Raw genomic sequence first — 12770 nt, 5'->3', positions numbered from 1 at the left:
GGCAAATCCGGCGCGGACCATATAAAGTTATCCCGCATCCACCCAAGCCGGCGCCGGATGGATTCCACGACCGCGCCAGCCCGCAACCGCTCTCAAACGATGACAACAGGCGGCAAGCAGAACCTGGCAATGCGGCACCGCATGGCGCGGCATACAGCGGCGTCTGCGATCTGCGTACTGGCCGGCATGGCAGCCAGCGGCAAGGCGTTGGCCAGCGAGCCGGATGTGGCGCTGCCGGATGTCGTGGTCAGCGCATCGCGCAGCGAGCAGCGCCGGTTCGACGCCCCTGCCGCGGTGGACAGCGTCCCGGTCGATCCGCTGCGCGCGGCCTCGCCGCTCGTGAACCTGTCGGAAGTGCTGGCCGGCGTGCCCGGCGTGGCGATACGCGACCGCCAGAATTATTCGCAAGACCTGCAGCTCTCCGTGCGCGGCTTCGGCACGCGCTCGACCTTCGGCGTGCGCGGCGTGCGGATGTATGTTGATGGTATTCCGGCGACCATGCCCGACGGGCAGGGCCAGACCGCCACCGCCGACCTTGCCAACGCCAGCCGCGTGGAGGTGCTGCGCGGCCCGTTCGCGCAGATGTATGGCAATGCCTCGGGCGGCGTGGTGCAGGTATTCACGCCCGATCCGCCCAAGGACGGCTTCACCGGCCGCGCTTCGACCGGATTCGGCTCCGATGGCCAGTGGCAGGCCGGCGTGGCGCTTGGTGGCGGCAACGACAAACTGGGCGGCACGCTGGACGCCTGGACTTACCAGACCGACGGCTACCGCGACCACAGTGCCGCGCGCCGCTATCAGCTCAATGCCAAGGTCGTGGCCCAGCCGACCGACGCGACGCGCGTGACCGGCCAGTTCAATTACTTCAACCAGCCGCTGGCGCAAGACCCGCTGGGCCTGACGCGCGCACAGGCCGATGCCAATCCGCGCCAGGCAGTGCCGGCCGCCACGCAGTTCGACACCGGCAAGACCGTCGAACAGACCCAGGCCGGCGTGGTCGTGGATCACAAGCTGACAGAGGCGGACAGCCTGCAGGGCCGGCTCTATGCCGGCACGCGCCAGCTCAACCAGCGGCTCGGCATGAGCGGTATTGCCGCGAGTTCATCCGGCGGCATCGTCGACCTTGACCGCACCTATGGCGGCGCGGCGCTGTCATGGACCCGGCGTACCACCGCCGGCGGCCTGCCTTTGCAATGGACCGCCGGTGTCGAGGCCAACGGCATGCGCGACGGCCGCACTGGATTCGTCAACAACAACGGCACCCAGGGCGCGCTGCGCCGCGACGAAACCGACAAGGCCAGCGACGTCGGCGCGTTCGCGCAGTTCGACTGGACCTTCCATCCGTCCTGGGAACTCGTGGGCGGCGTGCGTGCCAGCCGCGTGAAGCTGAGCATCGACGATCATTTCATTACCGCCGCGAGCCCGGACGACAGCGGCTCCACCACCTACAACAACGTCAGCCCGGTGCTGGGCATGGTCTGGCATGCGCTCGATACGCTGAACGTCTACGCCAATCTCGGCAAGGGCTTCGAGTCGCCGACGCTAACCGAGGTGGCCTACGGCCCGGGCGGCGTCGGCAGCAACCTCGGCCTGCAGGCGTCCACCAGCCACCAGGGCGAGATCGGCGTCAAGTGGCAGCAGCAGCGCCAGCGGCTGGAAGCGGCGTTGTTCGGCGCCGACAGCCACGACGAAGTCGTGCCCTTGTCCAACAACGCCGGCCGCACCGTCTACCAGAACGTCAATGGCGTACACCGCCGCGGCCTGGAGCTGGCCTGGCGCGGCGGCTTTGGCGCGCAGGTGGGTTCATCGGCCGACGGCACCGCGGGCAGCCGGTTCGAGGCCGGCCTGGCCTACACCTACCTGTCCGCCTACTTCGGCGAATCGTTTCTCAATGCGCAGGGACAGACCGTCAGGGCCGGCAACCGTCTGCCCGGCACGGCGCGCCACAGCCTGAACCTGGATGTCGCATGGAGGCCGCTGCCGCCGCTCGTGCTTGGCGCGGAAATGCACGTGGACAGCCTGATCTATGCGGATGACCTGAACACCCAGGCCGCGCCCGGCTATGCCACCTTCAACCTGCGCGCGGGCTACGAATTCCGAATCGGCAAGACGAAGCTGTTCGCGTTCGGCCGCGTCGACAACATCACGGACCGCAAGTACATCGGCTCGGTGATCGTCAACGAAGCCAACGGCCGCTATTTCGAGCCGGCGCCGGGGCGGCGCTTCTTCGTCGGCCTGCGCGCGGCGATGTAAGACACGCGCGGACTTGCCACATCACCCTTCGCCGGCCTAAGGTTGCGGCTTTGGCCGGGACCCCGGCCAGCACCGGAGTACGCAGCCATGACCACGCCCATGCCTGACGACCGCACCCGCCGCATCATGCTGTGGGTGGTGGCGGTCGGCTTTTTCATGCAGACGCTGGATTCCACCATCGTCAACACCGCGCTGCCGTCCATGGCGCGCAGCCTGGGGGAAAGCCCGCTGCGCATGCAGTCGGTCGTGATCGCCTATTCGCTCACGATGGCCGTGATCATCCCCGCGTCGGGCTGGCTGGCGGACCGCTTTGGCACGCGCACCATTTTCCAGACCGCCATCGCGTTGTTCGTGCTCGGCTCGCTGCTGTGCGCGTATGCCGGCACGCTGCCGTTCCTGGTAGCGGCGCGCGTGGTGCAGGGCGTTGGCGGCGCCATGCTGCTGCCGGTGGGCCGGCTCTCGGTCCTGCGCACGTTTCCGCGCGACCAGTACCTGCAGGCGCTCAGCTTTGTCGCCATCCCGGGCATGATCGGTCCGCTGATCGGCCCGACGCTGGGCGGCTGGCTCACGCAGGCGTTGTCCTGGCACTGGATCTTCCTGATCAACGTCCCCGTCGGCATCCTCGGCGCGCTGGCGACGATCCGCTACATGCCGAACGCGCGCCAGGTCGGCATCGGCCGCTTCGACGTCGCCGGCTATGTGCTGCTTGCCGTCGCGATGCTGGCGTTGTCGTTTTCGCTGGACGGGCTGGCCGAACTGGGCTTCCAGCACGCGACCGTGCTGATGCTGCTGATCGCCAGCATGGCCGCGCTGACGGCCTACGTGCTGCACGCCGGGCGCCGGCGCCAGCCGCTCTTCACGCTGCGGCTGTTCCGCATCCACAGCTTCAGCGTGGGTTTGCTCGGCAACCTGTTCGCGCGCATCGGCAATGGCTCGATGCCGTTCCTGATCCCGCTGACCTTGCAGGTGAGCCTGGGCTACTCGCCGTTCAACGCCGGCCTGATGATGCTGCCCGTCACCGCTGCTGGCATGGCGTCCAAGCGCCTGGCCACCCATCTGATCGAGCAGCACGGCTACCGCCGCGTGCTGGTGGCCAACACGTTTGCGGTTGGCGTCGTGATGGCCGCGTTCGCGCTGATCACGCCGCAGCGGCCGCTGTGGATGGTCATCCCGCTGCTGGCGCTGTTCGGCATGGTCAACTCGATCCAGTTCACGGCGATGAACACCGTCACGCTAAAAGACCTGAGCGGCACCAGTGCCAGCGGCGGCAACAGCATGCTGTCGATGGTGCAGATGCTGTCGATGAGCCTGGCCGTCACATCGGCGGGGGCGCTGCTGGCGACGTTCGAGCAGGGATTTGGCAAAGGGCCGTCGGGGGTACTGCCGGCGTTTCATGCCACCTTTGTCTGCATGGGGCTGATCACGTGTGCGTCGGCGTGGATCTTCATGCAGTTGTCGCCGCACGAGGCGCGGGCGGTGGCGCATCGGACGGAGCGGGCGGAGGGGTAGGGAGGGGTGGGGACGTCCGGGATCAGATTGCGGACGCTGGAATTCCCGGGCCGTCCCGTTGCCACTCAGACTGAAGGTGTCCTATTCAAAGGAGACACGGAGTTCCTTCATCACCTCTACGTTGCCCCATTTGAACGAGCAACTTCTGCCAACCTCTATGCCTACCATCTTGCCTCCCAACTCTTTCTTCTCACTGATGGGAGCGCAGCCGCCAGAAATCTTCACGACGGGCATGCCTTGGTTGGGCAGCGGGAACTCAATGGCAGCATCTTCGGGGATCTTGTGTGCAAGGGCGATGTCCTCGACATAGTCATCCGGTAGCGTGAAGATCGGTGCGCCATCGACCCACAGCTTGTAGTAGTCATGCTGGAAAGGTGCCTGGCTGATGCAGAGCTTGCTGGTGTGGCTGCCCAGGGTCTGGCTTTGACATTTGGGCTCGGCAGCGTGCACGGCCATCGCCGCAATCCCGAGCAGGGCGGCCAATAGCATGTTCTTCTTCATTGCATTTCTCCTTAAGGTTGGTGGATCTCGCTCGAGGCGAGCGGGGCGGGGGCGTTCAGAATTCGAGGCCGATCTGGGCGGCGATGTTGGGTGAGGGCGTGCGGAAGAGATCGGGCTTCTTGACCGGCCAGCCCAGCGTGACCTCGCAGGTCAGCGCGGCGTAGCGGCTGGCAGCCCAGCGGCCCCGTGCCCCTATCACCGCGCCCATCAGCGTCCGGCCCGCCAGGAATGCGGCGGACGGTCCGCTGACGTGGCCCATGTCGAAGCCGACGAAGGCCTCCTGCCCGGAGTTGCCGAGCTGCCACGCTAGGTCATTGCGCAGGGTTACGCCGTTCTCGGCGGCGAGCGTGAGCTGCTCATCGAAGCCTCGCACCGAGTAACGGTTGCCGATCACGAAATAGTCGGACAGAAGGATGCGGGTGCGGGCGTACTGCGCGCGCACGTTGCCTTGGTAGCGCAGGCGTTGGCCGGAGACCTGGAATGGCACCATCAGGCCGGCATTGGCCAGCAGGATCTCGGACTTGCCGTCCCAGCTTGGTTCCCCCAGGACGAAGCCCGGCGCCTTGGAGTGGCTCGGCAGCGAAGTACGCCAGCCGACGCCGAGATCGACCACATTCGCACCGAAGTATTGGCGGTGCGCGGCGCCGACTTCGACGCCGACAAAGTCCCGGGATTGCACGGGGATGTCCTGGCCATTGATGGTGGTGTGCGCGGTCTTGCGGAAGAACTTGCCGTATAGGCTGGTCTTGCCCGAGGCATTGCGAAAGGGCACGTAGCCCAGGCCCGCCTCGATCTGCGTGGTGCGCCCGCCGTAGACGATGTCTTCCTCGAAGCCCGCCACGGTCTGCTTGTAGCGCGACTGACCTGGCTCCCGATCTCGGTGCTGCGCGAGAGGTCGCTCTTGTTCCTGGCGTCATGCTCGTAGTGCTCGGTCCGGGCCACCGCGACCGTGCCGAGGTTGACATCGCGTCCGGCGCCCAGGGCGAGATCTCCGGTCGTCTGGAGATTGGCCGCCCTGGCATTGAGATCGCGCCCGGCCACCAGCGTCGCCGTGTCGGCATCCACCGACGACACGCCCGCCAGCACGGTATTGCCGCTGCCGGCCTTGCCGGTGCCGCTGGCCGTGGTGCTGGCGAGGTTGATGTCGCGCCCGGCGTAGGCCAGCACGGCATTGCCCGAGATCTTGCCGGCGAGGCTGTTGATGTCCTGCTGGGCGTGGAGCGCCAGCGTACCGCCGTTGAGCGTGCCGCCGTCGTTCTGGATGTTCCGGGCGTTGATGAGGGTCACATTCCGGCCGGAGATGGTGCCGGTGTTGACCACATCCTCCTGGGTCTTGATCGACGTATTGCTGGCCGAGATCAGGGCGCCGTTGCCCTTGAGGTCGCCCACGCGGCTCGTCAGGTAGACCTGCGGCACCAGCACGCGCTGCGTGCTGCCATCGGGCAGGGCCACGGTCTTCTCCACCAGCCACACCAGGTCGGTGGTCAGCGCCGCCATCTGCCCGGCGGTCAGTTCGCTGCCGACGTTCAGGTGGAACTGCTGGGCGAAGGTCACGCCCGCCTTCATCAGGGCAAGGTACTGTTGCTCGTTGTCGGTGTAGTCGCCCACGAAGCGCTGGCCGGTCGCCAGCATCACGGCGTCGGCGACCAGGCGGGCCTCGTAGTAGCCGTCGCCCAGGCGCTTGAGGACGTTGTTCGGGTCCAGGTTGAACTGGGTCAGCATGAAGTCGCTGGAGAGCCACTGCCGCTGGTTGGTGAAGCGCGGGTCGGTCTCGATCAGGTAGCGCGCGCCGGGCTCCGGGTGAGTGCGGAACAGCGCGTTGTTGGGCATCGCCAGCGCCGGCGTGACCTGGCGGATCACTGCACCACCCAGGCGACCACCGCTGCCGGCCTGGTCTGGCAGGGGCAGCTCCTTCAGTACCGGGGCGCTGGCGATGGGGCCAAGCGCCGCGCCCTGGGCGGGTGCGCTGCCATCATGCCCGATGGTGCCCAGATTGCGCTCGGTGACGGCTGAGGCGAGCTTCTGCGGAACCGGAGTGACAATGGTGTCGAGCGCGGAGGTGGTGTAACGGCGATCGTCGCCCTTGAACGCGTGCGACTTGATGAACGTCCAGTCCTGCGTGCCGCTCGTGGTCTCGATCCGGGTCCCGTCATAGTCCAGGTTGCGCAGGCGTTGGGCGTCGATCTTCAGGTCGCCGCCCACCAGGATCTGGCTCTTGTCGTTGGTGACATCGCCCGGGAAGGTGGCATGGCGCCCGACCAGGATCCTGGCCGGGTCGGTCGTCCTGACCTTCTCTTCCTGGATGTTCGTATCGCGATTGACAATGAAGAACTCCCTGACCTGGCGGCTGTTGAAGTCGCCGTTGAAGGCGTTGATCCGGTTGTTCAATTGATCGTAAAGCGGCTTGTTCGTGTCGCGCCATGCGTTGTAGGTGGCCGTGTCGGCATCGAACTTCGCCTGGCAGGCCGATGCCGGAGCGTCGCCACAGGGCGCCGGCACGGGCGGAACAGCGGTCGGCGCCTGGACGCCGAGCTTGTTCCAGATCGCGTCGCCGGGCTGATAGACAAACACCTCCGGATTCAGGGTGCCGTCGTCATAGTTGTACGACGGTGGCAGGTAGGCGGCGCCGACCGGCCCGCCACCGACTGCGCCGAAGCCCCCCGTGGCGTTGCGTGACCAGTCGAACGGCGGGCCGAACTGCGAGAAGGGGTACTGGGCCGAAGGCAGCACCAGAACCTTTTTGTCGTCGTCACCGAGGAAGCCCGGATCGGTGCCCGGTGCCCACGTGCTGTTGTCGACCTGATAGAGGATCACGTCCTTGGGACTGAATTCCTGATCCGAGCCATTGAGCCGGTATCCCTGACTGTGTACCGTGCCGGTGTCGATCCGCTCGGTACTGAAGTGGTCGTTGCGGTTGTTGACCGAGGCGACGTTGACATTGGCGTCGCGCACCACGTCGATGGTGGCCGATGCGTTCAGGAGTGAACCGGCCTGGCCGGTGGCCGTCCCGTTGGCATCCAGTGCGCCGCCGACGTTCAGATCCTGGGCCGAATAGATCAGGCTGTGCGCGCGGTTGACGATATCGGGCGCGCCGAGATTCACATCGCCCATGCGCGAGGCAATGACCGCGCCCTGGCCGGTGGCCGGGTTCACGTCGTTCAGGATCTGCTGGCCGGCACCGACGGACACTGAGTCGCCATAGATGCGGTCATAGTTCGTCACCGTGGTTCCGGCCTGCACACGCACTGCGCCGCCATCGATCAGTCCCTGGTTCAGCACGGCGGCGTCGGCGCTCACGGTGTTCGAGACCTTCCCGTACAGTTCGCCATTGTTAGTCACGTCAATGCCGTGGAAGTCGGCGTTGCGGCCTGCCAGCATCGAGCCGTCATTGACGATGCTGCCGACTGCTTGACCTTGGGCATTCTCGATCAATACCTTAAGCTCTCCCGCTGCGGCGATGGTCTTCGTATTGTGGAAATTGCTCCTGAGCGTCGCGGTGATGTCGCCAGCGCTGGATTGCAGCGTGCCATCCCCAGTGAGACTGTCTGCATTGATGTCAAGCTTGGTATTGGCCGACAGCAAACCATCCGTGTTCGTGATGGCGCCCGCGTTCAGTCGAGCGGTGCCGCCCGACGTGACTTCCCCTCGCGTATTGTCCAGTGCGTTGGCGCCCACGGTCAGCGACGTATCGGCGCGCAGCGCGCCGTCGATGTTGCCGAGCGAACCGGCCACGACCCGAACCGAGCCGCCTTCGATGCCCAGCGGATTGGCGTCCGTACCCCCAAGGGTATTGCCGTTGAGGATCGTCCCGGCATTCGCATCGAGCGTGCCTCCGGCGTGGGTATGGCCGGCCGTGTTATCGAAGGTATTGGCAATGCGCAGGATGGTGTCGGCGTTCGATGCCACCTGGCCGCCCGTGTTGGCGAGGCTGTCGCCGTTCACGGTCAACGGTCCTCCGGATGCGATCTTGCCGCCCATGTTGTCCAGCGCGGTGCCGGTCACGATGACAGCCTGCTGCCCCGACACAGTACCGCCCTGGTTGTTGAAAACGCCGGTGGTGAGACCCATGGCGCCGTTGGCCACGGTTAGCCCGCCCTGGCTGTTGTCGTAGGTCTGGCCGTGCGTGTCGGCCACCAGGAGGCCGGTGGATTGCACGATGCCGCCGCGGTTGTCGAAGCGAGCTGAATCGGTATCGACACTGCCACCAGCGATGATGCCCGAGGTGTTGATCAGGTCGTGCCCGGCGGTATCCAGGCTCAGGTTCCGGCCTGCCGAGAACTGGCCATGGTCATTGGTGATCTTGCCGCCTGCCACCGTCAGGTCAGTGGCAGCCAGTGCCTTGCCGGAGGTGTTGTCGAGCGTGCCGGTAACGAGCAGCTTGTCATCGACGGAACCGATGATGCCGCCACGGTTGACCAGGCTGGGAGCGGAAAAGGCGGTGGTGCCGGTACCGGCAACGGTGCCGCCGGTGTTGTCCGCAGCTTGCGAAGCCGCGACGTCGAGCGTGCCGCCGCTGGTGACAGAATCGCCCTGGTTCAGCAGGTTGGCGGCCTGGATCGTGCCACCGTTGGCGCCTGCCACCAGCGCACCGCCCTGGTTGTCCACGGCACCGCCCGTCACGACCTGTAGCGCCGCGCCTTCGACGCGGGCGTTCCGGTTCAGGACATCGCCAGACGCCGACAGGTTGGCGGTGCCGTGCGATACCACCGAGCCGTTGGAGAGGTCGAGCGTCGCAGCGGAGAGGTTGGCATCCGCTCCGGCGACAATGGCGCCGCTGGATTGAATCGCCGATTTCGCTGCCAGGTTGGCGGTCCCGGTACCAGTGACATTGGCATTGGCATCCACGCCCGCGCCGATGGTCCCCGAGTTGGCAATGCGGTCCGCCTGCGCCAGCAGGTCGGTCCCGGCAGCCAGCGTGCCACTGTTGGTCAACTGGCCGGGCGTCGAGGCCGTGATGCTGCCGCGCGTGGTGAGGGTCCCGGCGTTGTCGAGATTCGTGCCAGCCACTATGGCGCCGCCTTCTGCCTGCACGCGGCCGCTTGCCAGCTCGCGGACATTGCCATTGTTGTCCACCGTGATATCGCCACCGCGCGCGTTGACCACACCGCCCAGGTTGAAGCCGACGCCCTTTTCGGTGCCAATCAGGCGGATCGCGCCATTCGCGAACATCGAGCCCAACGCGGAAGCATCGAGCGCGAACTGGGGCGCGGAACCGCCGCCTGCCTGGGCGATGGCATTCAGGCTCTGAAAATCGACCTGGTTGGCACCGGTCACGGCATTGAGATGCCTGGCCCAGAGTTCGGCATTGACCGAGATCGAGCGCGCCAGCAAATCTACTTGTGCTTGCGGGCTGGATAGACCCTGGCTGTCGATGGCAATATGCCCCGTGCGGACATCAAAGCCCGACAGGTTGCCGTCGGCACCGAAGACCGGGCGGCCCGTACTGAGCGTGAATCGATCCGCGTTGATCACGCCGCAGCCCGAAAAGGTGATGCCCGCAGGGTTGGCGATCACCACGGCCGCGCGGTTGCCGGCGACTTCCTGCATGCCCAGCAGTCGCGAGGGATTGGGGGCGGTGACCTGGTTCACAATGACGCTGGCGCTGTTATTGCCCAGTTGCATGTTGCCTTCAACCCAACCGGCAATTTGCGTCTGCGAGTTCTGCCCGGAATTGTTCAGCACGACGCCGGAAGGCCCGACGCTGTACTGGGTGAAGTTATTGACGCTGGTTCCGCCCGGACGCGAGGCTGGCGCGATATTCACGACCGGCGTGCCATTCGCAGGGGTATTGACGTATGGGTGCGCACCCGGCGCGTTCCTGTCCACCTGGATGGGCAGTGTCTGTGCGTGGGCGGTCCGCTCCAGCACCACGGGAATGCCCATCATCGAGGCGGCCAGCGCAGTCAGCCACAATACCGGTGCGAACGTCATGCCTGCGTCCTGACGCTTCGCGCAACCATGGCGGCCCTTGCCGGGTCCTACCGCACTTTCCTGTACCGCCACCAGCTTGCCGCGAACGACACTGAAGATCCGAAAGGCGTTCCTGTTCATGACGTGATACCGAGCGAAATGGTTGGCGCAAGAACTTGCAAAGGCTTGCGCAGCGCGTCATGTGGAGACTGGCGAAACCGGCGTCGATATGAAATGGGAGGATTCGAAGATGCACGGCAGAATCTTCCGCAATTCTCTGAAGCGGGCCAGAAGCGGGAACGATCCAGTTCAATCCGCGTCCGATTGGTCCGATCGGAATAGGGCGAAGAGAAGTAGTACGGCAGGAACAGGTGGCAACCGCATATCACACTTGTTTGTAGTGTGTCGGGTGCGAGCGACAGGGTGCCTGTCTTGACTGCCTGCCGTCAGGACTTGCGGAGGCGGGCGGAGGGAAAGGGCGGAGGGAAAGGGCGGAGGGAAAGGGCGGAGGGGACTTCGTCTGAACCCAGGTCGCCGACGCGGACGTCCGGCGGCCTGGTACGCCGGATCTCAGTCCGACTGGTACTTCGGCGAGCGCGGTCCGTACAGGATGCCGCCCGGCTGGCCGGCCGACAGCAGGCGGTAGCTCGTTGTCGCCGCGACCTTGTAGCTGGCGTCTGTGGAGTGGTTGATCGCCTGCGTGATGGCCGCATTGACCAGCATGCCGATCAGGCCGCCGCCGCTGCTGGAGCTGTCGGTCGCCGCCGAGGCCGTGCCGTTCCACAGCACGTCGCCGGTCTTCAGGTCGACGAGCTTGGCGCTTGCGGCCACGCGGGTCACGCTGCTGATGACCTGGTACTTCGAACCATACTCGGCCACGGTCACGTACAACGCGGCATCGGCACCAAAGATCTGGCGCAGCTTGGCGACCGGCGTGGCATGGATGTCGCCGGGGACCGTCAGGCCGTTCTGGCGGAACGTCTCGTCAACCAGCGCCACCGGCAGCACGTAGTAGCCGGATTCCGCCAGCGGCGCAGTCGCTTGCGAGAGCATGCCGTAGGTTGCCTTGATGTCGGGCGACTCGTTCAGCGGCGGTAACACCAGGATGGAACGCGGCCGGCTTGCCTTGAACGCGGCGTAGTCCACCTGCTTGTTCGGCACGGCACAGCCTGCGAAGAGCAGGACGACGCCCAGGCTCGCGACATAGGTCAGAAGTCGGCGCATCATTTGCTGCTCCCTGCTGTGGTGTTGGCCTTGGGCTCGACGGCGGTACTGACCTTCGTATCGGTCCGGGTGTCCGTCTTGACGTTCCTCAGCAGGAAGTCCATGTAGGGCGTGGCTTCGGGGAAGAGCGTCTTCTCGGTCTGGAACTCCTTGACCATCTGATCGCCCTTGCCGGTGTTCAGGTAGAGCATGCCGAGCTGGGCATGGTAGCCCGGCGGCACCGCACCACCCTTTGCCTGGATCTTCTGCAGACCCGCTTCGAGCGCGGTGATCTGCGCCTCCTTCGACTCGCCCTTGAAGTATTCGTAGACCTGGACCTGATAGCCTTCCCATTGATACATAGGCTGTGGGCCCGCGCAGCCGGCAAGCAGGAGACTGCCTGCTGCCGACAAGAACGCTGCGCTGCGCAGCGTGACCGTGTTCATCATCGTTTTTTTTCTCGTGGATGTTCAGACTGCGGAAGTTACTGGGCCGGTTTCCAGGCGCCGCTTTCGATGGCGGCCACCAGGCTGTTGACAGCCTCGCGCATGGCGAGGTCCATTACCTTGCCGTTGAGCGTTGAGTCATAGCTGGCCGTGCCGCCGAAGCCGATCACCTCGCGGTTCGACAGCTTGTATTCGCCGGCGCCCTGCGTCGAGTACACGACCTCCGAGGTGCTGATGTTGACGATGTTCAGGTTGACCTTGGCATAGGCCACCTGCTCGCGCCCCCGGCCGAGAATGCCGAACAGCTGCACGTCGCCCACTTCCTTGCGGCCAAATTCGGTGATGTCGCCCGTCACCACGTAGTCGGCGCCCTTCAGGCGCTGCGCCTGGTTCTTGATCGCGGCCTCGCGCTTGATCTCGTCGAGGTTTTCACGCTCGAGCACATTGAAGCGGTTGGTTTGCTGGAGGTGGGTGACCAGGCTCGTCTTGGCCTGGCCGCTGAGCCGGTCAATGCCATCCGAGAAGACGCCGCGCATGTAGTTCGAGCGATTGTCGAACTTGCCCACGGCAATCGGCGTGCGCACGCCGTTGTAGGGGCGGCTGGCGCTTTCGACCTTCTGCACGGGCAGCGCGGTGGACGACTCCGTGGCGCAGCCGCCGAGCATAGCGAGCAGCCCGCCCGCGGCCACCAGGGATACGGCAGTCAGTTTCTTCATGTGATTTCCTTCCGAGAGTCAAAAACCAGGTTCATGCCCCAGCTCCAACGGGGGATCGATGCCTGAAGAAGTTGGAGACAGTCGGGACTCTAAGCCAATTTATGCGAAGAGACTCGGCGGATGTGACCGGATATTCGCCGCGTTCTTCAAATTGGACAGTCGGCGGCGATCGCTTGAACCAGCGTGCCGCGCGGCAAGAAGCGCTCGGGTAGGGGGCGCATTGTCTGCCTCA

At 65.3% G+C, this 12770-nt stretch carries 7 protein-coding genes and 1 pseudogene; 2 read left to right on the top strand and 6 right to left on the bottom strand.

The genetic code is table 11. The features are described 5' to 3' along the window. Window positions 1-99: 99 nt before the first annotated feature. Window positions 100-2253, top strand: coding sequence for a TonB-dependent receptor (locus CupriaWKF_RS18455; protein ID WP_276103308.1), 2154 nt, complete (start codon window positions 100-102; stop codon window positions 2251-2253). 87 nt (window positions 2254-2340) lie between these two features. Then, window positions 2341-3762 carry a multidrug transporter subunit MdtD gene (gene mdtD / locus CupriaWKF_RS18450; protein ID WP_276102214.1) on the top strand — a complete coding sequence of 474 codons (1422 nt, stop codon included), beginning with the start codon at window positions 2341-2343 and terminating at the stop codon, window positions 3760-3762. Between the two features lie 81 nt (window positions 3763-3843). Here the strand turns inward: mdtD and CupriaWKF_RS18445 are convergent, their stop codons facing one another. From CupriaWKF_RS18445 to CupriaWKF_RS18420, 6 genes and pseudogenes are all read right to left on the bottom strand, one after another. After that, window positions 3844-4263 (bottom strand): hypothetical protein, encoded by a 420-nt coding sequence (locus tag CupriaWKF_RS18445; protein ID WP_276102213.1) that lies wholly within the window; start codon window positions 4261-4263, stop codon window positions 3844-3846. A gap of 55 nt (window positions 4264-4318) precedes the next feature. Next, window positions 4319-5104: a ShlB/FhaC/HecB family hemolysin secretion/activation protein gene (locus tag CupriaWKF_RS18440; protein WP_276102212.1), complete on the bottom strand. Its 786-nt coding sequence runs from the start codon at window positions 5102-5104 to the stop codon at window positions 4319-4321. 2802 nt (window positions 5105-7906) lie between these two features. Continuing rightward, a pseudogene (locus CupriaWKF_RS18435) lies at window positions 7907-10146 on the bottom strand (filamentous hemagglutinin N-terminal domain-containing protein); the annotation flags it as partial. A gap of 597 nt (window positions 10147-10743) precedes the next feature. After that, window positions 10744-11400, bottom strand: a complete 657-nt coding sequence (locus CupriaWKF_RS18430; RefSeq protein WP_276102211.1) for a DUF799 domain-containing protein — start codon at window positions 11398-11400, stop codon at window positions 10744-10746. Further along, window positions 11397-11825, bottom strand: coding sequence for a DUF4810 domain-containing protein (locus tag CupriaWKF_RS18425; protein WP_276102210.1), 429 nt, complete (start codon window positions 11823-11825; stop codon window positions 11397-11399). The genes CupriaWKF_RS18430 and CupriaWKF_RS18425 overlap by 4 nt, the downstream gene beginning before the upstream one ends. 35 nt (window positions 11826-11860) lie before the next feature. Then, window positions 11861-12538 carry a CsgG/HfaB family protein gene (locus CupriaWKF_RS18420; protein WP_276102209.1) on the bottom strand — a complete coding sequence of 226 codons (678 nt, stop codon included), beginning with the start codon at window positions 12536-12538 and terminating at the stop codon, window positions 11861-11863. Between the last annotated feature and the right edge of the window lie 232 nt (window positions 12539-12770).

It is taken from the genome of Cupriavidus sp. WKF15, from assembly GCF_029278605.1.
Taxonomy (GTDB): domain Bacteria; phylum Pseudomonadota; class Gammaproteobacteria; order Burkholderiales; family Burkholderiaceae; genus Cupriavidus.
Note: the sequence above shows the minus strand (reverse complement) of the source record. Positions and strands in the feature narration are given on the sequence as shown.